General features: G+C 40.3%; 21 protein-coding genes and 1 pseudogene. 7 read left to right on the top strand and 15 right to left on the bottom strand.

Features of this window, described 5'->3' with window-relative positions:
* The first annotated feature begins 8 nt into the window (after positions 1–8).
* Both QLG00_RS05145 and QLG00_RS05140 read left to right on the top strand, forming a co-directional pair.
* Positions 9–1,538 carry an NAD(P)/FAD-dependent oxidoreductase gene (locus QLG00_RS05145; protein ID WP_282470611.1) on the top strand — a complete coding sequence of 510 codons (1,530 nt, stop codon included), beginning with the start codon at positions 9–11 and terminating at the stop codon, positions 1,536–1,538.
* Between the two features lie 114 nt (positions 1,539–1,652).
* On the top strand, positions 1,653–2,162 hold the full coding sequence (locus QLG00_RS05140) for a hypothetical protein (protein ID WP_004937731.1): 510 nt from the start codon (positions 1,653–1,655) through the stop codon (positions 2,160–2,162).
* Positions 2,163–2,223: 61 nt separating this feature from the next.
* Here QLG00_RS05140 and accC read toward each other — a convergent pair whose 3' ends face one another.
* The 6 genes from accC to QLG00_RS05110 all read right to left on the bottom strand — a co-directional run bounded on the left by accC (position 2,224) and on the right by QLG00_RS05110 (position 8,456).
* The gene (gene accC, locus QLG00_RS05135; RefSeq protein ID WP_004937728.1) at positions 2,224–3,624 is read right to left on the bottom strand and encodes an acetyl-CoA carboxylase biotin carboxylase subunit; all 1,401 of its coding nucleotides are present in this window, start codon (positions 3,622–3,624) and stop codon (positions 2,224–2,226) included.
* Positions 3,625–3,640: 16 nt separating this feature from the next.
* Positions 3,641–4,060 (bottom strand): acetyl-CoA carboxylase biotin carboxyl carrier protein, encoded by a 420-nt coding sequence (gene accB / locus QLG00_RS05130; protein WP_004937725.1) that lies wholly within the window; start codon positions 4,058–4,060, stop codon positions 3,641–3,643.
* A gap of 27 nt (positions 4,061–4,087) precedes the next feature.
* A complete protein-coding gene (aroQ, locus tag QLG00_RS05125) occupies positions 4,088–4,537 on the bottom strand; it encodes a type II 3-dehydroquinate dehydratase (protein WP_111813002.1) in 450 nt (149 codons plus the stop codon).
* Positions 4,538–5,468: 931 nt separating this feature from the next.
* Entirely contained in the window at positions 5,469–6,353 is an 885-nt protein-coding gene (gene folE2, locus QLG00_RS05120; RefSeq protein ID WP_282470610.1) for a GTP cyclohydrolase FolE2, read from the bottom strand.
* A 17-nt stretch (positions 6,354–6,370) separates the two neighbouring features.
* The gene (gene zigA, locus QLG00_RS05115) at positions 6,371–7,588 is read right to left on the bottom strand and encodes a zinc metallochaperone GTPase ZigA (protein WP_282470609.1); all 1,218 of its coding nucleotides are present in this window, start codon (positions 7,586–7,588) and stop codon (positions 6,371–6,373) included.
* 160 nt (positions 7,589–7,748) lie between these two features.
* Positions 7,749–8,456, bottom strand: a complete 708-nt coding sequence (locus tag QLG00_RS05110; RefSeq protein ID WP_048765019.1) for a D-Ala-D-Ala carboxypeptidase family metallohydrolase — start codon at positions 8,454–8,456, stop codon at positions 7,749–7,751.
* A gap of 227 nt (positions 8,457–8,683) precedes the next feature.
* Between QLG00_RS05110 and QLG00_RS05105 the strand changes: the two genes are divergently transcribed.
* Entirely contained in the window at positions 8,684–9,523 is an 840-nt protein-coding gene (locus QLG00_RS05105; protein ID WP_282470608.1) for an ROK family protein, read from the top strand.
* 90 nt (positions 9,524–9,613) lie between these two features.
* On the opposite strand, the gene QLG00_RS05100 is transcribed toward QLG00_RS05105, so the two are convergent.
* Together QLG00_RS05100 and QLG00_RS05095 are read right to left on the bottom strand one after the other, a co-directional pair.
* On the bottom strand, positions 9,614–10,618 hold the full coding sequence (locus QLG00_RS05100; RefSeq protein WP_151868638.1) for an NAD(P)H-quinone oxidoreductase: 1,005 nt from the start codon (positions 10,616–10,618) through the stop codon (positions 9,614–9,616).
* 197 nt (positions 10,619–10,815) lie between these two features.
* A complete protein-coding gene (locus QLG00_RS05095; RefSeq protein WP_025096067.1) occupies positions 10,816–12,234 on the bottom strand; it encodes an aspartate ammonia-lyase in 1,419 nt (472 codons plus the stop codon).
* Positions 12,235–12,369: 135 nt separating this feature from the next.
* Here QLG00_RS05095 and QLG00_RS05090 point away from each other — a divergent pair, with 135 nt between their 5' ends.
* A complete protein-coding gene (locus tag QLG00_RS05090) occupies positions 12,370–13,269 on the top strand; it encodes a LysR substrate-binding domain-containing protein (protein WP_004937705.1) in 900 nt (299 codons plus the stop codon).
* 69 nt (positions 13,270–13,338) lie between these two features.
* Here the strand turns inward: QLG00_RS05090 and QLG00_RS05085 are convergent, their stop codons facing one another.
* The 6 genes and pseudogenes from QLG00_RS05085 to QLG00_RS05060 form a co-directional block, all read right to left on the bottom strand.
* Positions 13,339–13,497, bottom strand: a complete 159-nt coding sequence (locus QLG00_RS05085) for a helix-turn-helix domain-containing protein (RefSeq protein ID WP_308765676.1) — start codon at positions 13,495–13,497, stop codon at positions 13,339–13,341.
* A gap of 121 nt (positions 13,498–13,618) precedes the next feature.
* The gene (gene cydB / locus QLG00_RS05080; protein ID WP_119026636.1) at positions 13,619–14,623 is read right to left on the bottom strand and encodes a cytochrome d ubiquinol oxidase subunit II; all 1,005 of its coding nucleotides are present in this window, start codon (positions 14,621–14,623) and stop codon (positions 13,619–13,621) included.
* A complete protein-coding gene (locus QLG00_RS05075; RefSeq protein ID WP_282470607.1) occupies positions 14,620–16,053 on the bottom strand; it encodes a cytochrome ubiquinol oxidase subunit I in 1,434 nt (477 codons plus the stop codon). The genes cydB and QLG00_RS05075 overlap by 4 nt, the downstream gene beginning before the upstream one ends.
* Positions 16,054–16,194: 141 nt before the next feature.
* Positions 16,195–16,647, bottom strand: a complete 453-nt coding sequence (locus QLG00_RS05070) for a DUF2946 domain-containing protein (protein WP_004937661.1) — start codon at positions 16,645–16,647, stop codon at positions 16,195–16,197.
* A gap of 208 nt (positions 16,648–16,855) precedes the next feature.
* Entirely contained in the window at positions 16,856–17,761 is a 906-nt protein-coding gene (locus QLG00_RS05065) for a DMT family transporter (RefSeq protein WP_025094623.1), read from the bottom strand.
* Positions 17,762–17,888: 127 nt separating this feature from the next.
* Positions 17,889–18,625, bottom strand: a pseudogene (locus QLG00_RS05060) (galactarate dehydratase); the annotation flags it as partial.
* A 242-nt stretch (positions 18,626–18,867) separates the two neighbouring features.
* Between QLG00_RS05060 and QLG00_RS05055 the strand changes: the two are divergent.
* The gene (locus QLG00_RS05055) at positions 18,868–19,158 is read left to right on the top strand and encodes a hypothetical protein (protein WP_228154097.1); all 291 of its coding nucleotides are present in this window, start codon (positions 18,868–18,870) and stop codon (positions 19,156–19,158) included.
* Between the two features lie 91 nt (positions 19,159–19,249).
* Here the strand turns inward: QLG00_RS05055 and epsC are convergent, their stop codons facing one another.
* On the bottom strand, positions 19,250–20,158 hold the full coding sequence (gene epsC, locus QLG00_RS05050) for a serine O-acetyltransferase EpsC (RefSeq protein ID WP_282470606.1): 909 nt from the start codon (positions 20,156–20,158) through the stop codon (positions 19,250–19,252).
* Positions 20,159–20,377: 219 nt separating this feature from the next.
* Between epsC and QLG00_RS05045 the strand changes: the two genes are divergently transcribed.
* Positions 20,378–22,552, top strand: a complete 2,175-nt coding sequence (locus QLG00_RS05045; protein WP_282470605.1) for a TonB-dependent siderophore receptor — start codon at positions 20,378–20,380, stop codon at positions 22,550–22,552.
* A gap of 432 nt (positions 22,553–22,984) precedes the next feature.
* Positions 22,985–24,274 (top strand): urea ABC transporter substrate-binding protein, encoded by a 1,290-nt coding sequence (gene urtA, locus QLG00_RS05040; protein ID WP_104125017.1) that lies wholly within the window; start codon positions 22,985–22,987, stop codon positions 24,272–24,274.
* The last annotated feature ends 204 nt before the right edge of the window (positions 24,275–24,478 follow it).

Genomic DNA, 24,478 nt, shown 5'->3' with positions numbered 1-24,478 from the left:
AAACCACCATGACAGCAAAATTAAAAGAAGTGACAACTGCTGAAAATGCATCAAAAATGCCGCAACATATTTATGATACTTTTATTGTAGGCGCAGGTATTTCAGGCCTTGCTGCTGCAAAACGTTTAGATGATGTAGGCTATGAGAATTATAAAATTATAGAGAAAGCCACTCGTGTTGGCGGGACATGGCGAGAAAATACTTATCCTGGCTGTGGTTGTGATGTGCCATCTGCCTTGTATTCGTATTCTTTTGCGCCCAGTAGTAAATGGAGCCATTTATTTGCACGCCAGCCTGAAATTTTGAGTTACTTGGAAGAAGTAAGCCAAACCTTTCATATTGATCAAAAAATTGAATTTGGAACTGAGCTCATTAAAGCCAGCTGGAACACCGAACAAAATCTTTGGGTACTGGAAACTTCAAAAGGAACCTATTTGTCACGTACAGTTATTTTTGCAACAGGCCCGATTACCGAAGCACAAATTCCCAAGTTAGACGGTTTAGATACATTTAAAGGTGAAATGTTTCATTCTGCAAAGTGGAATCATGACTATGATTTAACTGGAAAACGGATTGCGGTCATTGGTACCGGTGCTTCGGCCATTCAGTTTGTGCCGCAAATTCAGCCCTTAGCTAAAGAACTGTATGTATTTCAGCGTACTGCACCATGGGTTATTCCAAAACCTGATATGGAATTGGGTAATGTAAGTAAATCGCTTATTGAGCGCTTTCCTATTATTCAGGCCACGTGGCGTCAGGCCGTGGCGCAGTCACTTAACGCTATCAATTTCGGTTTACGTAATCCTGCTGTGTTGAAGCCAGTGGGTGAAATATTTAAGCAAGTACTTAAAACACAAATCAAAGATCCTGAACTACGTGAAAAAGTTACACCAGACTTTACCATTGGTTGTAAGCGTCTATTGTTTGCAAACAACTATTATCCAGCATTGCAGGCAGAAAATACCCAGTTGATTCCTCATGGCTTGGTCAAAGTTGAGGGGAATACCGTGATTGCAGCCAACGGTGAAAAACATGAGGTCGATGTCATTATTTGGGGTACGGGTTTTGAAGTTTCACATCCTCCGATTGGACGACGTGTTTATAACGAAAAAGGTCAGTGTTTACACGATTTGTGGAAAAGCACATCACCGCAAGCATATTTAGGCACTAATATTGAAAATGTACCCAATGCATTTTTGGTTCTTGGTCCGAATGTACTGGTCTATGATTCTTTTATTGGCTTGGCAGAGGCGCAACTTAATTACATTGTAGATGGTTTGCAAAAAATCAAAAAACATAAAATTAGTAAACTGACCGTCAAACCGCAAGTCCTTAAATACCACAATGAGCAGGTTCAACAACACCTTCAAACCACGGTTTTTAATGCTGGTGGCTGTAAAAGTTACTATTTAGATGCCAATGGTCGTAATTTTGCTGCATGGCCGTGGTCGTTGAAAACATTAAGACAGCGTTTAGCGCATTTGAACTTACGCGATTACGATGTGAGCTACGAGACTGTTGGCAAACATATTCGCTAGGTAATATCTTTTATCGGCATCAATCCGGCATATAGTCGGGTTGATGCCGATTTAAATTGTTCATATATGGTTATGATTAGATGAAAGCAATTAAAAATATGCTAATTTAAGTGTATGCATTTAGTCGTTAATAAATCTATGAAAAATATCTATATTGTTGGTTTATTGTGCTTCTGTTCCACATGGGCCATGGCTGAGGCGCCTTTAAAAGCACCTGAAGCTTCTGAACAACCGCAAACTATGGATTTAAATCCGAGTACTATTAAAATTGTGACTCGTCCTGAAATTATGGGCTTGTGGGGAATGGAAATTCCTAATAATAAAAAATGTACTGAATATTACAACTTTCGAAATGCCAATGAAGTGATTGTAAAAAGTGGCCAAGAGTGGTCGTACGGTATTTATGATTATCAACCATCACCAGATAAAAATGAGCAGTTGGCTGGCTTGATTATGCAAATCAAGTACGACAACAACGAAACTGATTGTTCTGGTCAAAAAGTCGATCAGTCAGGTGAGGTGTCGCAGTATTTTGTACACTGGAAAAATGCAGACACCATTAACTTCTGTGCCAATGAAAAAGGTCAGCAATGTTTTGCAACGCTGCGCAGAGTTTTACCTTAATTATTAGCAGAAATAAAAAACCTCTCATGAATCCATGAGAGGTTTTTTTATGAAATGACGATTACGCCTTTTCAGTTGTAGCATTTTCTTGTGTTGCAGCTGCAGCAGGCTTTTCAGCTTCAAGCTGTTTTAACAAGTGCTTTTCAAGATAATGAATATCCATGGCTTGTTTTAAAAACTCGGGATCTTGCAAGATCAAGTCTTTATGCAATGGAATATTGGTTTTTACACCTGTCAGAATCATCTCGTCTAATGCTTGACGCATACGAGCCATAGATGTTTCGCGATCTTTACCATGTGCAATGAGTTTTGCAATCATTGAGTCATAGTAAGGCGGAATGCTGTAGCCCGAATAAATATGCGAATCTAGACGGATGCCTGCACCACCTGGTGCGTAGAAGCTATCGATCTTGCCTGGAGAAGGTAAGAAAGTGGTTGGATCTTCTGCGTTGATACGACATTCGATGGCATGGCCATGAACTTCAATTTCTTCTTGTTGCAGTTCTAAACCTAAACCAGCAGCAATACGTAATTGTTGTTCAATAATATCGATACCTGTCACCATTTCAGTTACAGGATGCTCAACCTGAACACGTGTGTTCATTTCGATAAAGAAGAATTCGCCGTCTTCAAACAAGAACTCAAACGTACCAGCACCGCGGTATTGCATGAGTTTACATGCATTCACACAAGCTTCTAAAATATCGGCACGTGCTTGTTCAGGTAAACCAGGAGCAGGTGCTTCTTCTAGCACTTTTTGGTGACGGCGCTGAAGCGAGCAGTCACGATCGTACAGGTGAACTGCATGGCCATTACCATCGCCCAAAACCTGAACTTCCACATGACGTGGCTTCTGCAAGAAACGCTCCATATAGACCGTATCGTCGCCAAACCACATTTCTGCGTCACGCTGAGCAGCCTGAACAGATTCAAGCAACGTATCTACACGCTCAACAATACGCATACCACGACCACCACCACCAGAAGCAGCTTTTACAATCAGCGGAAAACCGATTTCTTTTGCTTCTGCCAAGGCATTGTGAATAGTGACGGCATGATCACATCCTGGTACGGTTGGTACGCCTGCTTTTTTCATGGCAATAATCGCCGAAACTTTATTCCCCATCAGGCGAATATGTTCAGGACGTGGACCGATGAAAATAAAACCAGAAGATTCTACAATTTCTGCAAACTCTGCATTTTCAGAAAGAAAACCGTAGCCAGGGTGGATGGCATCTGCACCTGTAATTTCTGCTGCAGTAATAATTGCTGGGATGTTTAAATAGCTATCACTACTCGCACCCGGCCCAATACATACCGCTTCATCAACAAAACGTAAGTGCATCAAGTCTTTGTCGGCATCTGAATAGATACCCACAGTCTTAATGCCTAATGATTTGCAAGCCCGGGTAATTCGTAACGCGATTTCACCACGGTTTGCAATTAATACTTTTTGCAACATAGCTATCCCCGTGAGATTATGCGCGGAAGCGGAATAATGGTTGACCAAACTGGATTACATCACCATTTTTTACCAAAATTTCTTCAACCACGCCACTTTGAGTTGCTTCGATCGGGTTCATGATTTTCATTGCTTCGATGATACCCAAAGTTTCACCAGCAGAAACCGTTTGACCAACTTTTACAAATGGAGCTTCACCTGGGCTTGGAGCAGCATAAAATACGCCGACCATTGGAGAAGTCTCTACCGCACCACGAGGGGTTTTAGGCGCTGGAGCCGCTGGCGCTGCCGCCGGCGCAGCTGCAATTGCACCTGCTGCAATTACTGGTGTTGGACGAGTAAGAGCGATAGATTGATCACCTTCTTTAACCTCAATCGCTTGTAAGTCAGATTCAATCATCAAATCGATGAGTTTCTTAATTTTGCGAATATCCATAGGTGAATGTTCCTAAATCGTGTTGGATTAAATAGATGGTTGAATTTTGTGGATGGCGAAATCGAGAGCAAAGGCATAACCTTTGGCTCCCAAACCGCAAATTACGCCAACCGCTTTATCGGACAAATAGGAATGATGTCTGAAAGCTTCTCGAGCATGAACGTTCGATAAATGAACTTCAAGAAAGGGGATATCTACACCTAACAGTGCATCCCGCAGCGCAACCGATGTATGTGTGAGTGCTGCTGGGTTAATAATAATCAGTGAAATTCCGTCAAGTCTGGCTTGATGAATACGATCAACAATGGCACCTTCCCAGTTACTTTGAAAAGTTTCTAATCCGATACCTTGAGATTCTGCTTGGGTTTTGAGTTGCTGATTGATATCATCAAGTGTCAGATGACCGTACACCTCTGGCTCTCTTGTTCCTAAGAGGTTCAAATTCGGTCCATGAATTACCAAAATGGTTGAACTCATTCAACTTGCTCCAATTTATCAATGTGCAAACCATACTTGCAAAATCTATGCAAAATTTGCTCTTTCAGGCATATATTTCTGCTTTTGATTATCAATTTTGTTAGTAATTGAGCAAAGACTATATGCCAAATTTCATAGCATATATTGTAAACTTTGCGAGAAATGCGCAATGTTAAAAAATGACAAAATTCGAGTCTGTTTGTTTGTCACACAATTTAAACAGAATTGACTAAAACATCTCGCTGAATGGATAGTAATTAAGATGTAGCGAATCGAAATATAACATCCAAAATGAGAAAGCTTTAGATTCGAAATGTGGAAAAGGGATTAAAAAGTGTGCTCAATTCTGCATTTCATAGGTCTTTTTTTGTTGCCAAAGAATGCATAATCAATTCAAGTGAAGTTAAAAAATTAGGAGAATTATTAAGAGGAAATAGCTTTTTATATTTATAAACTATTGAAAAAAATAAAAATTATTATGAAGCGTAAAAATTCAATCTATTTAAAATCCTTTTTAAATTTAACTAACATATTGTTTTTTAGTCAGAAAACTCAATGACTCTTTGAAGTTATACGCTTCGATTTTTTTTCGTGGTCTGGCTTAAATAAATGGCCTTTAAAGTCATGAACTGGCTGTAGTTCATATTACAAGACAATGCTAAATGACTTTTTTGATCATTTTGACTGATCAAAAATGATATAAAAAGCCATTAACGATTTAGATCGTATTGGCAAAAGATAAAAACAAGCAATTTCAGTGATTTCCTAGACACGAAAGAATGATCTTTTTCTAATCAATTGTATTTCTATCTCAAAGATTCATCCGGTATTTTATTTAAATTGAGCTATTTTGATACTATGTATCAAAATAGCCTAAGCAAAGCAGATAAATTTATAAAAGATCGTAAACTTACCTTTAAAAAATTACGAGTCAAGATGACATCGAAATTGCGACTGCATCATGTGCGTGCAAACTTTCTTGATGAATCACTTTAATTGACCATTTTAATGATGTTTTATCAAGTTCACTCGATAAACGCCTGACGGCATCTTCAACAAACATTAAATTTTGTCCGTTTAACTGCGCAAAAGCTTGTTCATCAGCTCGTTTTACCGCAGTTTGAGTCGGTGTCTTTAAGGCTTGCTCAACGTTATCAATCAATTTAGTTAAATTTATCAATTGCTTGGCATCATCTGTTTCAATCTTAATCTGCGCAATACTACGTTGGCTATGAGGCGTTGCATAAGTTGCATGTTCTTCAAGCCATTGCTTTATGTCTGATTTTGGCAATGTGTACGTGTCTTTAAATTGTAGTTCAAATGCCTGTGCAATCAATTGGCGCGATAATGCCGCTGAGCAGGGGCAGGTCGATGAGTACGAGACATCAACTGCATAATTTATCTGAAATTTATGCTTGATCAGCTCTGCTTCGATGCAAACAGGATAGCTTTTCCATCCATTCAGATCTGCGCTGACCAGTGCAGATCTGCTTAGCATCAAATCAAATTTCAGCACAATCTTTGCAGCATCACTATCACAATCTTGATGGCTAGAAATGATGTCTTGCAAAAGTGAATGAATGACCGAAGCATCTAAGTCATGTAATTCATTGAGTAAGCGATACAGACGCGACATATGAATGCCTTTAATATCGCTTTTTGGCAGATTGACATATATATCAACTTTGGCACTTAATGGATAATAAAATTGTTGAATAGAAAGGGGAAGGTCAATGCCTTCCATACCAACCCATTTCAGTGCGATCAATTCATTTGGTAATTGTGAAACACAAACGTCTGGAAGTGATGAGTTCATAAAAGTTCGTACATTGGTTAATTGAGTGAAGGCCAGTTAAATGGATTTGAAAATTTGATCCATTGCTGTGGACCAAGTGCCATTTCGGTGTCTGTGAGTAAGCATTGATCGAATTGCATGATCAGATCTTGCTCATTCATCTCCATGCCAATCATGACAATCTCTTGACGAGCATCACCCACTTTTTCATCCCAGTTTTTTTCAATTGCCGCTAGAGATTGATCATCTTGTGGCCAGTTTTCTGGTTCAGTTGCCGCCCACCAACTACCCGCTACGCCATGGCGTGCCATTGCACCTGCTTGCGACCATGAGCATGCAAGTGTTGGCTCACATGCCAACCAGAAAAAACCTTTTGACCTGACAACCCCTGGCCATTCAGAATTAATAAAGGCATAAAAGCGCTCAGGATGAAATGGACGGCGTGCACGATAAACAAAACTGCTAATACCGTACTCTTCAGTTTCTGAAACATGCTCTCCACGTAGTTCTTTTAACCAACCCGGTGCCTGAGATGCTTGATCGAAATCAAATAATCCAGTGTTTAACACAGTATCTAGTGATACGCGTCCAAATTCAGAAATTTCGATTTTTGCGCGTGGATTAAGCTTGTTCAAAATAGCAATCAGACGTTCTTTTTCTTCGATATTAATTAAATCAATTTTATTAAGGATAATCACATCACAAAATTCAATTTGATCGATCAATAAGTCGACCACGCTACGCTGGTCATCTTCACCTAAAGATTCCCCACGATCATTTAACTGATCATAAGAGCTGTAATCTCGAAGAAAATTAAATCCATCGACTACAGTCACCATGGTATCTAATTGTGCAAACTGGTTAAGAGAAATACCGTCTTCATCTGCAAAAGTGAAGGTTTCAGCCACAGGGAGAGGCTCTGAAATACCTGTAGATTCAATCACCAATTGATCAAACTTATTTTCTTCTGCCAAGCGTTTAACTTCAATCAGTAAATCTTCCCTTAAAGTGCAGCAGATGCAGCCATTACTCATTTCGACCAGTTTCTCATCGGTTCGAGAAAGTTCTGCGCCACCATTTTTGACCAGCGCAGCGTCGATATTGACTTCTGACATATCATTGACAATGACAGCCACACGGCGACCTTCACGGTTGTTTAAAATATGATTCAGTAATGTGGTTTTTCCGGCGCCCAAAAAGCCAGAAAGTACGGTAACTGGGAGTTTATGTGACGGATTGGCTAAGGAGCTGACCATTTGCTATGTCCTTTTTTAAGAAAACACACCGATATCACTGCGACGGGTTGCCAACAGCAGTAATTTAATATCTTAATGTTATGTTATAATATAACAAATAATCAATCAGATTTTATGTGTTTATCTTTCTTGGGCTACTTTAGCTGCTTAAATGGCTTATTTATTCAATTTTTTCACCACAAATTGAGCTATGCCAAGTATGGTCTGGTCCCCATGTTCGAAAGCCCTTGGTATCGATATGAATTTGACCAGAGCTATAAACGCCTAAGCCCATGTTGTAGTGCTGACCTTCAGTTTGCCAAAATTTACATAATTTGCGTTTGCTGCTGGCGATGCGCTGCTGATCTGAATCTGATGGAAATTCTGGCCCAATGCGAAAATCTATCGCCGAGTTTTGCATATGAGAAGACTCTTTTGCGCCACCTACGCAAGCATTAAGCACTGGCGAACGATAAGCAGAGGTCAGTTCGATATCTGAAATGATATTGGAATTTACCAAATAGGCGAGTAACTTGAGTGTCGGTACAGCATTATTCCATACAGATGAATCAGGAACATCGTATTGATCGTACTGACATGCTTGCCAGCCACGCGCAGATCGGAATAACTCAAAATCTGGTGCAACCAGATTAACGCCTTGACTTATTAAATAGTTTTTATAGTCAGAAACACGCTTCTGATTGGGATTACGTTCTAACCATACAATATAAGAGACAGGTGTTGGTTTGGCGAGAGCAGAGGATTGTATTGCATTTGGGCGTATAGATTGAATCTGTTTCGCCGATTTTGGTGGATGTTGTATAGATGTACAAGCGCTTAAAGTTAGCCCAAAAAAAGTGAAAACGGTTAAAACGTAAAAATGCTTCATTTTTGTTCATGATTAAATCTGATGTTATAGTATAACAATTAATTTGGTGTCACTCAGTCACTTTTTTTGCCATAAATGATATCTCTTTGTTTAATAATCGAGATTACTTCTAGTCAAATAAATCATTCAAAACACATAACATTAAAGAGGAACAGACAAACTTCAACTGTATTTCAACTCTTTTCATTTTATAAATAGAGCAAGAGACTATATTTTTTAGGAAAAACATGAGAAGCAGTTCTATTGGGATAGATCTGGGCGGTACAAAATTATTATTACTCTGTGAACATGCCGAGGCAATTTATAGTACTGGTATTGGGTTTACACCAGATCAACTTTTGGCTCATCTTGATAATTTTATTACGCAAAACGAACTCACGCCGAGCAGTATTGGTCTTGCAGTTCCGGGGTTGGTCAATGCTTCGGGTGATATAGTGTTATCTGATGTGTTGCCAGCATTTAATGGTTGGCAAGCGACTCAAGCGTTGCAGCCTTGGTGTAACACTATAGCTGTACTAAATGATATCAAAGCAGCACTTATACAAGAATTTTCGCACGCTTCGAAAGATGTAACCGCTGGTGTTGTAATGGTGGGTACGGCTATAGGCGCTGCTTTAATGGTGCAAGGGCAACCGCTCACTGGTACATGTGGATGGGCAGGGGAATTGGGTTATTTGCCGATTGTACAGCATGATCAGATTCGAAGATTAGACGATTTGGCAAGTGGTGCAGCACTGGTCAAAGCATCTGGCTTGCAACCAAAAGATCTGGCTTTAAGAGCACATGCAAACGATCGCCAAGTTTTAGACATGATTCAAACAGCAGGAGCTGCATTGGGGTTGGGGCTGGCCAGTGTAATCCACCTGTTTAATCCATCAAAGTTGAGTTTAGGAGGTGGCACCTTACAATTGCCCGGTTATTGGGAGGCTGCTTTACAATCAGCACAAGAAAATACCTTGCCTATGTTATGGCAAGCATGCGAGCTGAACTGGATAAAAAATGCAGCGCATGTTGTGGCGCTGGGCGCCATTCAAGCTGGCTTAGATTATTCTCAAATTCATTCATAATCTTTCACTTTCTCCATTCTAAACTATTAAGTAAAGCTGAATCAAAGCAGCCTAAAATGGAGAAAGGAAAGCAATTACTCAATACTCTATTTAAGTTTTGCTCATCGAAATCACGATTTTTCCAATATGCTCGCTTTTCTCCATCGCGGTATGTGCCTGCGCTATTTGATCAAATGTAAATGTTTTATAAATGATTGGTCGGCATTGACCTTGCTCAATCAATGGCCAGACTTTTTCTTTTAAGGCTTTGGCGATGGTGTATTTTTCTTCATCGGTGCGTGCACGCATGGTCGAACCCGTCACTTTGGCACGCTTTAAAATAAGCTGCTGAAGATCAAAGTCTTTCGCGAAACGCCCTCCCATAAAGCCCAAAATAACCAAACGTCCGTCGCGTTTTAATACATTCATATTTTGCTGAAAGTATTTACCACCCACAATATCTAAGATGACATCGACACCTTGCTTTTGAGTCTGTTCCAAAATCACGTCTTCAAAGTTGTCTGTTTTGTAGTTGATTGCAGTGGTGATCGCATTTAAAGCCTGAACCTTATCGTCTGTGCCGACCGTGGTAAACGTTTTGATTCCCATGGCATGGCATAAACTCAGTGCTGTCGTTCCTATTCCGCTGGCTCCGCCATGAATAAGTGCCGTTTCGCCAGCAGTTAAACCACCAATATCGAACAAGTTTGCCCAAACGGTAAAGTAAGTTTCTGGAACGACGGCCGCTTCTTCAAAACTTAACGAGCTTGGAATCGGTAATGTTTGGGTTTCAGGCACAGCACAAAACTCGGCATAGCCACCACCATTGGTGAGCGCGCATACTTCATCGCCTATATTAAAAAGCGAGACGGCACTGCCTTTGGCAACCACAACACCTGCGACTTCAAGTCCGGGAATGGGGGTTACACCTTTTGGCATTGGGTACAGCCCCATGCGCTGCAATACATCTGGGCGGTTAATTCCAAAAGCTTTCACCTGAATCAACAGCTCATGATCTTTGATTTCGGGTAGATCAGCTTCGGTTATTTTAAGTACATCGGGATCACCGGGTTCTGAAATTTCAATGTGTTTCATGCGTGTTGGTAAATCCGTCATGTGTTTAATCCTTATTTATAAGCGTAAAAGCGATGGTATCTTAAAGTAGATACGGGTAATTTTGATCAATGCTACCGTTTAACTTGTGATTGCTCTATTAGATTAAAGTGAATAAATGAAAACTTGTTATCGTTTTTTAGATGAAAAATAAGTGCAAAAAAAAGGAGCGATATACGCTCCTTTTTTTATTTGAAAGATTAAGCTGTTTCAGCTTTAGGTTGTACCATGTTATCAATGGCAAGAATTTCGGCCAATTGATCATCAGATAACAAATTTTCTGCTTTAATCAGGCTTAAAACACTCAATCCGCTTTCATTGGCTGTTTTAGCAATACGGGTCGTGGTTTCATAACCCAAGTACGGGTTCAATGCAGTCACAATCCCGATAGAGTTATCTACCAAAGCTTTACAGTGTTCTTGATTCGCTGTTACGGTATCTACACATTTGGTTTGGAACATCACCAACGCATTCGATAGCAACTCAATTGATTCAAATAACTTGTATGCAATCAATGGTTCAAAAGCATTTAATTGCAATTGACCTGCTTCTGCAGCCAAAGTTACAGCCAAGTCGTTTGCGATTACTTGGAAGCATACAAGGTTAAGTGCTTCAGGAATCACTGGGTTTACTTTACCTGGCATAATTGAACTGCCTGGCTGGCGTGGTTCAAGATTGATTTCGTTGATACCAGTGCGTGGGCCACTTGAAAGTAAACGTAAGTCGTTTGCAATCTTAGACAATTTAGTCGCAGTACGTTTAAGCAAACCAGAAAGTAAAACGAAGTCGCCCATATCGGAGGTTGCTTCAATTAAATCTGGAGCAGATTTAATGTTTTTCTGGCTAATCTGAGCAAGTGCTTCAATTGCTAGCTCTGTATATTTTTGCTCAGTATTGATACCTGTACCAATCGCGGTACCACCTAAATTCATGTAATTTAAAGTGCTCGGTGCAATTTCTTTGAGCTTAACCAAATCTTTTTCAAGCGTTGTCGCAAATCCGTTAAACTCTTGACCAAGGGTCATTGGCACAGCGTCTTGTAATTGAGTACGGCCCATTTTCAAGATATGTGAAAATTCGTCGCCTTTTTGACGCAAGCTTGCAATCAGGTTTGCAAACGGGGTGTACATTTCATCTAAACTGAACAATAGACCTAAGCGAATTGCAGTTGGATAAACATCGTTGGTCGATTGCGACATATTGACGTCGTTATTTGGGTGCAGGTGTTTATATTCACCTTTTTTGTAACCCAAATGCTCAAGACCAATGTTTGCAATCACTTCGTTGGCGTTCATGTTGGTTGAAGTACCTGCACCACCTTGAATAAGGTCGATAGGGAACTGTTCATGGTAAGCACCATGAATCAACTGATCGCAGCTGTATTTGATGGCGTTTAGTTTTTGATCGCTCAATTTGCCCAGTGTATGGTTTGCTTCGGCACAGGCATGCTTGACCATAGCCAAAGATTTGATCAAATTCGGGTATTGGTTAATTTTATTTGAGCTTAAATTGAAGTTTTCAATTGCTCGTAGTGTCTGGATTCCGAAATAAAACTGGTTTGGTACTTCACGCAGACCAAGTAAATCCTTTTCTGTACGAGTTTGAATTTCAGCGTTCATTCTAGTATCGCTATCTAAACAAGATAATTCATCATAGATTTGGGTATGCATAATTTCTAATGCATAGATTAATTTTAGTATGCAATTTTTGCATAGCATGATTATAATGCGCCAAACATCATATGACATGAAGCAATGAGTCTTGAAATTCGCTGGATTGAAGATCTACTCACCTTGGAACAAGAACGTTCATTTTCAAAAGCAGCAGAACGTCGGTTTGTTAGTCAGTCTGCATTTACCCGACGTATCCAACAACTCGAACAAGCATTAGGTTATGCAATTCTTGAGCGCAATTCGAGATACATGGAATTTACAGATGCTGGACAGATTTTGCTGGCAACGGCCAAAAGCATCGAACAGCAACTTAATGCGACCTTGGCTTTGCTCAATAACTTAAATCGAAGCAATGAAGTGACGATTAAGTTTGCGGTGGTGCATTCATTAAGTTCTACTTTCTTTTCAAAGTTTTTAAGATTATTTCCAGATTATATTAAAGATTTTAAAATTGAATTGGTGGCTGCAAATGTGGGGGAAGGATTTAAACTATTAAAAGAAGGTGCTTGTGATTTTTTAATTTGCTATTCAGACGAAACTAAGCTTAAAGCTATTAATAGTGATGTACTTACCCATTTAAAACTTGGTGATACAGAAATTGTTCCTGTAACATTGATTGATGAAGATGGTAATGCAAAATACGATATAAATCATAGATTTCCGCTTCTTTCGTATAGTAAAAACGCATATTTAAGAAATCTGGTTGATCAGGTAATTTCAAACAAACTTGAATATCGAATTTTATATGAAACCGATCATGCAAATAATTTGAAGGATTTTGTTTTACAGGGCGCAGGAATTGCATGGTTACCTAAAATTACCATTGAAGAAGATTTACTCAAGAAGAAATTGAAAATCATTAATGCACGTGAATATATTATCAAACAGCAAATTTTTATTTTTAAAAATAAAATTCGAAAAGATGATTATTTAAAAATCTTCTGGGATTCACTCCGAAATATCGAGTTCAATGCTGACTGATTCGTATTAGACTCGCCAGAGATGTGAGTTAGCGAGGCCATGTCATCAACATGACCTCGATTAAATAGGTTAGGCCAAATTTTTAAGCACAAAATGTGGAGATTTAATCAGCAAGCGAATTAATGCTTTGGCTGAACTAGAGGGATGTCTTACCCCGCGTTCCCAGCTTTCAAGCGTTCTGACTGAAATACCCAGCATCGTGGCCAGTTGGGTCTGAGAAATATTCATTTTAATAGGCGAGCTGTAATAAGAGTCGAAAGGCCATTGCAATCAGCAATAACCCAAAGAATCCGCCCAGCCATAAAACCACGAACCATTGAAATTTCGATAATTTCATACTTATTCGCTCCTAGTGATACCCTTCATCACCTACGCGTACTTTGTCTCGAAAAACCCAGTACGCCATGATGGTGTAGGTGATAATGATCGGAATCAAAATCAGTGCACCAATTAAGGCAAACAATTGACTATTTGCCGGAGCGGCAGCGTCCCAAATGGTCACTGATGGTGGAATTATATACGGAAAAATACTGATTAAAAATCCGCTATAGGCCAAGAACAGCAGAGCCAGAATATATAAAAAGGGAGCCGATTCCTGTTTCTTGGCACATGCACGAAGTGCAAGCACACTACATATCACGACCAAAATAGGAACAGGGCTAAAATACAAGAGTTGAGGTAAGCTAAACCATCGCGCTGCGATTTGTGGCTGAGACAAAGGTGTATACAAACTCACACACGCAAAAATAAACAGCAATGCGAGTATGAGCTTTGGCATAATCTTAAACATATCTTCTTGTAAACGATGATCAGTTTTCATGATCAACCAGCCACACCCAAGCGCGGCGTAAAGGACAACCACGCCCACACCCGTGAAAAGAGAAAAAGGTGTCAGCCAGTCCAGACCGCCACCAGCGTAGCGACCATCCACAATATGTATGCCTTGGATGTAAGCGCCTAGCAATACGCCTTGTAAGAAGCTCGAAAGAACAGAGCCACCAATAAATGCTTTGTCCCACAAGTGTTTGGTACGATTGGCCTTGAAGCGAAACTCAAATGCTACGCCACGAAAAATCAGTGCAATTACCATCAGCAAAATAGGTAAGTAAAGCGCAGATAAAACAGCAGAATAGACAATTGGAAACGCTGCAAACAAGCCTGCACCGCCAAGCACCATCCAGGTTTCATTACCATCCCACACGGGTGCCACGGTATTCATCATCACGTCGCGTTCTTGCTGATCTTGAATAAATGGAAATAAAATTCCGATTCCCAAGTCGAACCCGTCTAGCACTACATAGATAAACACGCCAACAGCAATAATCACGACCCAGATTAAAGATAAATCAATCATGATGTTGCTCCTTTGTCCTCATCATCCAGTTCTTCATCAGCCGCACTCAACGGTCGCATTGGGGTTTTGAATCGACCAACCCCGCCTGCTTCTTGTGGCGTGCTATGAATAAATTGTGGCCCTTTATTGATCAGTTTCAGCATGTAATAAATACCGATTCCAAAGACAACAAAGTACACCAGTACAAAAATGATCAAGGTGAGACCAACTTGTTCGGCAGAGACAGGAGAGATTGCATCTTTAGTGCGCATCACGCCATAGACGACCCAAGGCTGACGACCAACTTCGGTGGTAAACCAGCCTGCAAGCAAGGCAATAAATCCAGATGGCCCCATCACCAAAGCAAAACGCTGAAACCATTTGTTTTCATAAAGCCGGTCTGAACGTCTGAGCCATAGACCTGCCAACGCCAACAGTACCATCAACATGCCAAGCCCGACCATAATTCGAAAGCTCCAAAACACGATGGTAGAGTTTGGGCGATCTTCCGGAGCAAAGTCTTTAAGGCCTTTAACTGTTCCGTCCATCGAGTGCGTTAAAATTAAACTACCCAAATGCGGAATCGCGATCGCATATTTGGTTCGCTCTTCTTGCATATCTGGAATCCCGAACAGATACAACGGCATGGCATGGTCGTGATTGGTTTCCCAATGACCTTCCATTGCAGCGAGTTTTGCAGGTTGATGCTCTAAAGTATTGAGACCATGTGCATCACCTACAAATACTTGTAATGGTGCCAAAACCAAAATGAGCCAGAGTGCCATGGAAAATGACTTTTTGACCAATGCATCACGACGCCCCTTGAGCAAATGCCATGCTGCGGTTGCTGCCACCAAAAGTGATGACACCATAAATGCAGCAATCGCCATGTGAGCCAGTCGGTAAGGGAAAGATGGATTGAAGATAATCGCAACCCAATCTTGTGGTACGATAATGTCATTTTCAATGCTATAGCCTTGTGGTGTTTGCATCCAGCTGTTGGACGATAAAATCCAGAACATGGAAATACAGGTACCAATCGCCACCATTAAGGTTGCGAAGAAGTGTGCATTTTTGCCCACACGGCCCCAGCCAAACAGCATAATCCCTAAAAAGCCGGCTTCAAGGAAAAATGCACTTAATACTTCATAGCTGAGTAATGGGCCTGTGACACCTCCGGCAAAGCGAGAAAACTCGCTCCAGTTGGTTCCAAACTGATAGCTCATCACAACGCCAGAGACGACACCCATACCAAAAGCGACAGCAAAAATCTTAACCCAAAACTTAAATAAGTCTTGATAAACCGGGTTTTGAGTACGCAACCAGCGCCATTCAAGCACAGCAAGAAAACTTGCTAAACCAATTGAAATTGCTGGAAATATAATGTGAAAAGATACTGTGAACGCAAATTGAATCCGCGCTAATTCTAATGCGGTTAATCCTAATGTCATGAGAGCACCTCATACAACGGATGATGTTGCTCGTGCAATTTTGCAGGCGAGTTTATATCTAACCAGTATAGGCTATTTTTTAAGCAAAACATAATGATTCGTCTCTACAACTCATTCAATTTAAAAATTAAGATAAAAAATTTAAATGGCGAGAGAGAGCGGTGGAGCGCGTCCTTGAGGAATAAGAAAGAGCTGCTGAAGTACAAAGAAAACGTGAAAAAAAGTACGTTTAAAGGCGAGATATCGAACCTGAATACGAACCAAGACTTCACTTAAATCTACATCAAGAAGAGGTACCACATGACCATAGACCACGCAATACTGACATTGATGATTCATGTCGTGATGATGATGTGATGTATCAGTTTTTATTTTCTGTTCAGCTAAATGATGCGCTGTAGCATGATGCGAATGCATGTGATTGGACATTTCAGAGTGTGCAACTGATGTGGTCGCAAAATCACCAATCTGTAGTGCTTGGGCAACAGTTTCACAGACCGGAGAAACTTGGTATTTCTCTGGTAATAGTGGCTGTAAAAACACAGCGATTTGTAAGAAGACTGCAAAAAAACCGAGCAGCCGACCATAACTCATCAACACCCAAGTGATCTCTTTTGGAAATCAATAGGCCTAGACTATACTAAAAATGTTGAATTCTCAAAGCCTTAAAAAAATTTAGCTTTAATAATTTGTTTTTTAATAAAAAATACAAAGTATTACTTGATTAACATCTTAATTAAATCTTTTTTGAGTACAAATTACTTCAAGATGATTTGTTTATTCTTACAAGATAGATAAACCTTTAACGATTTAATCGAAATAACCGCATCACTTTTTGTTGTGCAAATGGGTTGCACATCAAGATTGCAATCAAAATAATGGCAATCCCGATCAGTGTAAACAGGTCGGGAAGCTCTCGCCAAAAAACATAGCCCCATACACCTGCAAACACAATCGCGATATAGTTCATCGGGCCGATTTTACCAGCCGGTGCTAAGCTGTAAGCATAAGACATAAATAATTGACTAATATTAGCCAGTAGCCCAGCTGTAATAAGTAAAGCCAGTTCGTGTAGGGTGAACATTCGCCAGTGCCAAAACATCGGGATTGATGAAATCAGCGTACCAAACATACAGAAATAAAATACGATGCGTTCTGGAGATTCGGTGCTGGTCAGCGCACGGACAGTCACAAAAGCCATCGCAGATAAAAAGCAGGCCCCAAGGCCGATAAAAGAAATCAGATTAAATAAGCCCTGATCAGGTTTAGCAACAAACATGACACCCACTAAACCCAATACGGCAGCAAAAATCATAGATTTGGTGATTTGTTCTTTAAGAAATAACCATGCAATCAGTGGAATGAAAATAGGTGAAGAGTAACTAAACACCATCGCATTGGAGAGCTTTAGATTGGCAATGGCATAAAAGAAACCATACATCGCGGCCAATCCCACCACACTTCGCCACGTATGCATCCATAATTTTTGCGTTCGAATGAGTCCAAATCCATTTTTAATTAACATGGGAATAAAAATGAATAGACCCACCGCGTTTCGAAAAAATACGATCGTTGCGTTGTCGACACTTTGTGATGCAAATCGGATACACACTCCCATAATCGAAAAAAGTAAGGCGGATGTCATTAGACACAGCAGGGCCTTTCCGATATTGTCAGACGACGAAGCAGGAGTGGAGAGATTTTGCATAAGATCAAAGTGGCAACAAGTTTCAGTGTTTAGTTTAGCAGCGATCTAGAAAATGAGTGAAATGTATCGCAATCAAATATTGAAATAAAAAAGATGAATGCACAGAATTCATCTTTTTTTATGTGCCTTAGGTAACTGGTGCAGGATTAAACACGGCCAGCGAGTTGTGAATTCCCCATTTATCCGACCACGTTTGCTGTTCGCCACTCGCGACTTTCAAAATCAGTTCAAACAGTTCCCAACCCACTTCTTCAATGGTTTTTTACCAATCGCAATATCGCCCGCACTAATATCGATGAGATCATACCAGCGATTGGCAATGCTATTGCGGCTGGCCATCTTGATGACAGGCACCGCCGCCAATCCATAAGGTGTTCCGCGGCCTGTAGTAAACACTTGTACTGTAATACCCGAAGCCATTTGTTGTGTACCGCAAATAAAGTCACTCGATGGTGTAGCGGCAAAGATCAGCCCTTTTTTAGTGGGTTTTTGACCCGGTGACAACACCTCAACAATCGCAGAGCGGCCTGACTTGGCAATTGATCCCATGGCTTTTTCAACAATATTATTTAAACCGCCTTTCTTATTGCCAGGCGTGGTATTGGCACTTCGATCAACTTTGCCTGCGGCCAAATAATCATCGTACCACTGCATTTCACGAATTAAATCTTTCGCGACTTGTTCGTTTTCTGCGCGTGGAGTAAGTAAATGGATACCATCACGAACTTCGGTCACTTCTGAAAACATGACTGTACCGCCGCAGCGGATAATCAAATCTGAGGCAAAACCAACAGCCGGATTAGAGGTCACTCCAGAAAAGGCATCTCTACCACCGCACTGCATACCGACGAGTACATGTGATGCAGAAGTAGCTTATTTTAGTGAAAATAGAAGATGAGATAACTTAAGCTAGCCTAAATTTTTAACATAAATTGTGAAATTTAAATTAAATAAAAAAGATAATTAATTGGTGTAAATATTAAAAAATGTGATATATTTAACAAAATTGATTTCCATTGTGGGAACCCTGTAATGGTTTTGCATTCCCGGTTACAGGTTTTTTTATTTTGTAAAACTATGTCTAATAAAAAATGAAAGTGTATGAGATGATTTTTTCGATCAGTTCAGATGAGCAAGAACGAATACTGTATCACGTCAATAATGCTTCAACACGAACAGATTTTTTAGCTAGATTAAAATTGATACTCGAGCAAGAATGGATTTCTTCAAAAGTTGAAAGCAGTAGTTCAGATCAAATTGCCTTCGATGAGCAAATCTATTATGAAAGTTTACAGCAGATCGAAATGATGTCTGATGATTTTATTGCTCATGGCACTGCACGTTTAACAAAAAATATTTTTATGTCGGTTTTGGTACGCGACGTCATTAAAATATAGAGAATTTAATTATTAAATAAAAAAGATATAAATCCACTTCCTCAATATTTTAACGATACTCTGAAGTGGATTTATGATGAGGGGAATAACCTTAAGGTACTTTTTTACAAGATTCAGATGGCGATTGCAAAATTTGGCTTCCCGCAGGCACACTGTGCGTCAGCCATACATTTCCGCCAATCGTAGATCCTTTACCAATGATAATTCGGCCTAAAATCGTGGCACCTGCATAAATTACCACTTCATCTTCTACAATCGGATGACGCGCATAATCTTTTTTCAGGCCACCATCATCGGTAAGCTCAAATCGTTTTGCACCCAGTGTTACTGCCTGATAAATACGCACACGCTCACCAATAATACAGGTTTCTCCAATCACGACGCCTGTTCCATGATCGATAAAGAAACCTTTACCAATTTGGGCACCCGGATGAATATCGATACCTGTTGCAGAATGCGCCAGTTCAGAAATAATTCTAGACACCAGCGGCACATGCTTATACAGCTGATGTGAAAGGCGATGATAGATAATCGCCAATAATCCCGGATAACAAATCAGTACCTCATCGACACTGTGAGCAGCCGGATCGCCCTCAAAAGCTGCGAGCACATCTTCATCGAGTAAACGGCGGATATTTGGCAGCGCATTGGCAAAATCTTGGACTATGGTTTTGGCATATGTATCGATGTCTTGATCGACAGTACTTGGGTGCAGCTTTGCCTCATAATGCAAGGCCATACGTACTTGTATAAAAAGCTCGTTTAATACGCGGTCAAGCGTATAAGCAATATAGTAATTTTCGGTTTCTTGGCGAAGTTCTGCAGGCCCAAGTCGCATCGGAAATAAAATGCCGCATAAGTCATTAACCACGACCCGAAGAACTTCCTTAGATGGCAGTTCGCGATCTCCCATCTCTTTGGTGCGATGTTGACTTTCACGCCAGTCGTGCCGTGCTTTTTGCAAGCCGTCTACAACGGAGTGGATATTCCATGAGGCCATTTTTTTAATCCTAATGATTTGCTACATGTGTAATAGAAACTGACTAAGTTATTGTTTAAATCAATTTTTGATTTTTTTCAAATTTTTAGCTTTTAATTCTGTATTTTACTCAACAAATAAAGCAAACAATGCGTTTGATCTGGACATGACTCCTATATACTCTGCACATATTTTTACTTACGCAAAGTTACATTGAGTTTTGAGTATTCAGGATCATTTATGATAAACGCCCAGATGTTTCCCACCACATTTCTTTTTCGTTGTTTAAAAATGATCTTAGGTACAGGTATTGGTACTTTAAGTACACTCAGTTTTGCCGAAACTCAATCTAAGCAGCTCGAAACCATTGTGTTGAGTGCCGATCAGCAAGATTCTGGTTATTTGCGTCAAAATGTTAATCTGGAAGGTTTTGGTACAACGCAGTTAAAAGATATTCCAGCTTCTGTATCTGTCGTGAGTTCAGCACGCTTAGAGGATCAGCAAGCCAAAGTGCTGACCGATGTGATTAAGAATGATGCTGCTTTGGGAGATGGATATGCTGCAATCGGTTACTATCCGAATTTTGTCTCGCGTGGTTTTGCGCTGGCTTTAGGTTCAAGCTATCTGCTCAATGGCTATGTGGTTCGTGGTGAACAAAACATTGCACTTGAAAATAAGGATCGAGTAGAAATTCTAAAAGGCATTTCGGCCATTCAAAGTGGCATGTCGACACCCGGTGGCGTCGTCAATTATGTTACAAAGCGTCCAGAGGATATTCGTTCAGTTACTGTGGGTACCAACAGTGAGGGAGGAACATCTATCGGGCTAGATGTCGGTGGCTTTTTAGGCAAAGCGCAAACCTTAGGTTATCGCGTAAATCTTGCCGAAGAACAGATTCATCCTTATGTCGAGCATGCTAACGGTCAACGTGTGTTCGGCTCACTCGCACTCGATTGGCAGATTGATGATCAATCACAGCTTCAGTTTGATATTGAATCACAACGCCAAAAACAACGTTCAGTTCCGGGATACCAATTACTCGACGGCTCAACAGTTCCGACTGATGTGGCTTGGAGCAGATTGCTGGGTTATCAAAGCTGGAGTAAGCCAGTCACCAACGTTGCGCTGAACACCAGCCTGACGTATCGCTATCAAATTAACTCAGACTGGGCTGCGAGCATCGGTGCGAGTTATAGCCATGTCAAAATTGACGATTATATTGCCTTTCCATATGGTTCCTATAAAGGTTTGAAACCGATTGAAAATACCTTTGATGCCGATGGAAACTACGATCTTTACGATTACCGTAGCCCAGACGATGTACGTATGACCACACAACTCAAATCGAGTTTAAAGGGCCAAATTGAAACGGGAACTGTACATCATCATTTGAATTTTGAACTGGCTGCTGTAGAAAAAAATCAAAAACGTTATGTTGGTATTAATACACCCGTTGGAACAGGGAATATTTATCAAGACACCACCGATTTTGAGCCCGCTACATTTGATTTAGGAAATCGATATAAGCCACTCGAAAGTAAGCAGCTTTCTGTGGCATTTACAGATCGAATGGAGCTTGATCCACAATGGACAGTATTACTGGGTGGAAAATGGATCGATTTAAATGAAAAAGCGTATGACAGTGATGGTACGGAAAATCGTCATACAGACATTCAAAAATTTTTACCACAAATGGCATTAAGTTATCGACCACTTGAAAATACAATAGTTTATCTTTCTTATGCGAAAGGTTTAGCGGACGGTGGAACAGCACCATGGTATACAAGCAATGCCAATCAGGTCTTGGCACCTGTTCAGTCACGACAATATGAGTTGGGCTTCAAACAGCAGTACAACAACGCTTTGCTCAGCTTGGCACTTTTTGATTTAAAGCAGAATAATCAGTTTGTTGCACCTACTGATGACGGCAATCTCATATTTATCGAAAAAGGTGATCAGCGCTCTCAAGGAATCGAATTCGGATTGACGGGCAAGCTTTCATCACAAATTGAACTGAGCTCAAGTTTGGCATTGATGAAGTCTCGTTGGGAAGGAAGTGAAGTTGATGCTTACGAAGGGCATCAAATTCAAAATGTACCCAAACTGCGTTTTGCAACGCATGTGTCTTATGATGTCGCGCAAATAGACGGTCTACGACTCTTGGCGGGTATGCAATATAGCGCCAGTAAATATGCCAATAAGTCTGGAACTGTAAAAGTTGGTGGTTATAGTGTGTTTGATCTTGGTGCAGCTTATGCTTTTAAAGTCAGTGGTTATGACTCTACACTCAGACTGACCATTGATAATCTGTTCAATAAGCAATACTGGCGTGATGTAGGTGGATTTATGGGCGATGACTATTTATTTTTAGGTGCACCACGAACGGCTCAACTTTCACTTAATGTGAAATTTTAAATCAAGAGCACATCTTCATCATTTCGGTGCTTTTTTTATTCGGCATGTGTCATTTTGGGGTGGGTTTTTAAAAACAGGGTTGAGTTCAGTTGCAAGTGAACTCAACCGTTTCTATTCTTGATCAGTCAAATGACGAAAATGGAAGATTTATACGTAAAATGACGTAGAGACAAATTTTGACAACACATTATAATCTAAGATTTGTATTTTATTTTTTTTATTTCCCTACTATTAAATTAATAAGAAGATAATTTATTTTAAACCTAATTATTATTATTATTTAAGATTATGATTTTAATTAAAATTATTTGAATTAAAGATTTAATATTTAAAATATAAAGCTTAAAAATTATTTTTTGGCATGCTCTTTGAATGATATTTCATCGCAAAAAATTATTTTAATTTAAAGATGATCAAATTGGAGAAGAAGTCATGTTACAGCAAAGAATGATGTCCATTTCATTGTGTATTGCAGCGGTAATGGGGGGATTATCACTCACAGGATGCTCAAAATCATCAGACAAAACGGCAGCCACCGAAACGCAGGCCACGTCTGCACCAGCCAGCAAAAGTTCAGACACCATTAAAGTCGGTATTTTACATTCCTTATCTGGCACCATGGCCATTTCAGAAACTTCGCTTAAAGACACGGCCTTGATGACCATCAATGAGATCAATGCGAAAGGTGGCGTATTAGGTAAAAAGCTTGAGCCAGTTGTGGTTGATCCTGCGTCTGACTGGCCGCTTTTTGCAGAAAAAGCACGTCAGTTGATTACTCAAGACAAGGTAGCGGTCATTTTTGGATGCTGGACATCGGTTTCGCGCAAGTCTGTTCTACCTGTAGTGGAGGAACTCAACGGTTTATTGTTTTATCCTGTTCAATATGAAGGTCAGGAACAGTCTAAAAATATATTCTACACGGGCGCTGCACCGAACCAGCAAGCAATTCCTGCGGTGGAGTATTTGATGAGTGAAGAGGGCGGCAAGGCGCAGCGCTTTGTGTTGCTGGGTACAGATTATGTGTACCCACGTACAACCAATAAAATTCTTCGCGCATTTTTGAAATCGAAAGGCGTTGCAGATGCCGACATTATGGAAGAGTACACGCCGTTTGGTCATAACAACTATCAAACTATTGTGGGAAATATCAAAAAATTTGCTGCGGGTAAAAAGACCGCGGTGATTTCAACCATCAATGGTGACTCCAATGTGCCTTTTTATCGTGAGTTGGGTAACCAAGGCATTAAAGCATCCGATATTCCAGTAATGGCATTTTCTGTGGGTGAAGAAGAGTTACGCGGTATCGATACCAAACCGCTGGTGGGTCACTTAGCGGCTTGGAATTACTTCATGTCGGTTAAGAATCCAAAAAACACCGACTTTATCAATAAATTCAAACAGTATGCAGTGGAGTATAAACTGCCGAATGCCTCAAAAGTGGTCACCAATGACCCAATGGAAGCCACCTATGTAGGGATTAATATGTGGAAACAGGCAGTCGAAAAAGCAGGCTCAACCGATGTGGATAAAGTCCGTACAGCCATGGCGGGCCAGACGTTTGCAGCACCGTCTGGATATACCCTAAAAATGGATGAAACCAATCATCATTTACAAAAGCCAGTCATGATTGGTCAAATTCGTGCTGATGGCCAATTTGATGTGGTCTATAAAACACCAACCACGATTCGTGCGGAGCCATGGAGCCCGTACATTCCAAAATAACAAATCAACGAGGGCCTGTACGCATTGATACAGGCCAACCTCAGTCAAGCTTAAAAAATATTCACATAGCAAGGGTTTACTATGTTTAACCATATTCGGCGCTGGGCAATGATGATGCTTTTCATACAGCTTTGTTGTGTGTCTGTGTGGGCAACTGAAAATAGCAGTCAGCCACAGACATCACTCTCCCATACGGCGGCTGTA

The sequence above is a fragment of the Acinetobacter sp. V89_7 genome (genome assembly GCF_029967895.1).
Lineage (GTDB): Bacteria > Pseudomonadota > Gammaproteobacteria > Pseudomonadales > Moraxellaceae > Acinetobacter > Acinetobacter soli.
The sequence above is the reverse complement of the archived record's forward strand: the minus strand, read 5'-3'. Positions and strand labels throughout refer to the sequence as shown.

Bases quoted from the DNA above. Each gene is read 5' to 3' on its own strand.
- folE2 (WP_282470610.1), bottom strand. From the start codon at position 6,353: ATGAACTCATCACTTCCAGACGTTTGTGTTTCACAATTACCAAATGAA.
- accB (WP_004937725.1), bottom strand. From the start codon at position 4,060: ATGGATATTCGCAAAATTAAGAAACTCATCGATTTGATGATTGAATCT.
- QLG00_RS05045 (WP_282470605.1), top strand. From the start codon at position 20,378: ATGATAAACGCCCAGATGTTTCCCACCACATTTCTTTTTCGTTGTTTA.
- QLG00_RS05105 (WP_282470608.1), top strand. From the start codon at position 8,684: ATGAGAAGCAGTTCTATTGGGATAGATCTGGGCGGTACAAAATTATTA.
- zigA (WP_282470609.1), bottom strand. From the start codon at position 7,588: ATGGTCAGCTCCTTAGCCAATCCGTCACATAAACTCCCAGTTACCGTA.
- urtA (WP_104125017.1), top strand. From the start codon at position 22,985: ATGTTACAGCAAAGAATGATGTCCATTTCATTGTGTATTGCAGCGGTA.
- QLG00_RS05055 (WP_228154097.1), top strand. From the start codon at position 18,868: ATGATTTTTTCGATCAGTTCAGATGAGCAAGAACGAATACTGTATCAC.
- cydB (WP_119026636.1), bottom strand. From the start codon at position 14,623: ATGATTGATTTATCTTTAATCTGGGTCGTGATTATTGCTGTTGGCGTG.
- epsC (WP_282470606.1), bottom strand. From the start codon at position 20,158: ATGGCCTCATGGAATATCCACTCCGTTGTAGACGGCTTGCAAAAAGCA.
- aroQ (WP_111813002.1), bottom strand. From the start codon at position 4,537: ATGAGTTCAACCATTTTGGTAATTCATGGACCGAATTTGAACCTCTTA.
- QLG00_RS05140 (WP_004937731.1), top strand. From the start codon at position 1,653: ATGCATTTAGTCGTTAATAAATCTATGAAAAATATCTATATTGTTGGT.
- QLG00_RS05070 (WP_004937661.1), bottom strand. From the start codon at position 16,647: ATGAGTTATGGTCGGCTGCTCGGTTTTTTTGCAGTCTTCTTACAAATC.
- QLG00_RS05085 (WP_308765676.1), bottom strand. From the start codon at position 13,497: ATGAATATTTCTCAGACCCAACTGGCCACGATGCTGGGTATTTCAGTC.
- accC (WP_004937728.1), bottom strand. From the start codon at position 3,624: ATGTTGCAAAAAGTATTAATTGCAAACCGTGGTGAAATCGCGTTACGA.
- QLG00_RS05145 (WP_282470611.1), top strand. From the start codon at position 9: ATGACAGCAAAATTAAAAGAAGTGACAACTGCTGAAAATGCATCAAAA.
- QLG00_RS05065 (WP_025094623.1), bottom strand. From the start codon at position 17,761: ATGCAAAATCTCTCCACTCCTGCTTCGTCGTCTGACAATATCGGAAAG.
- QLG00_RS05090 (WP_004937705.1), top strand. From the start codon at position 12,370: ATGAGTCTTGAAATTCGCTGGATTGAAGATCTACTCACCTTGGAACAA.
- QLG00_RS05095 (WP_025096067.1), bottom strand. From the start codon at position 12,234: ATGAACGCTGAAATTCAAACTCGTACAGAAAAGGATTTACTTGGTCTG.
- QLG00_RS05110 (WP_048765019.1), bottom strand. From the start codon at position 8,456: ATGAAGCATTTTTACGTTTTAACCGTTTTCACTTTTTTTGGGCTAACT.
- QLG00_RS05075 (WP_282470607.1), bottom strand. From the start codon at position 16,053: ATGACATTAGGATTAACCGCATTAGAATTAGCGCGGATTCAATTTGCG.
- QLG00_RS05100 (WP_151868638.1), bottom strand. From the start codon at position 10,618: ATGACGGATTTACCAACACGCATGAAACACATTGAAATTTCAGAACCC.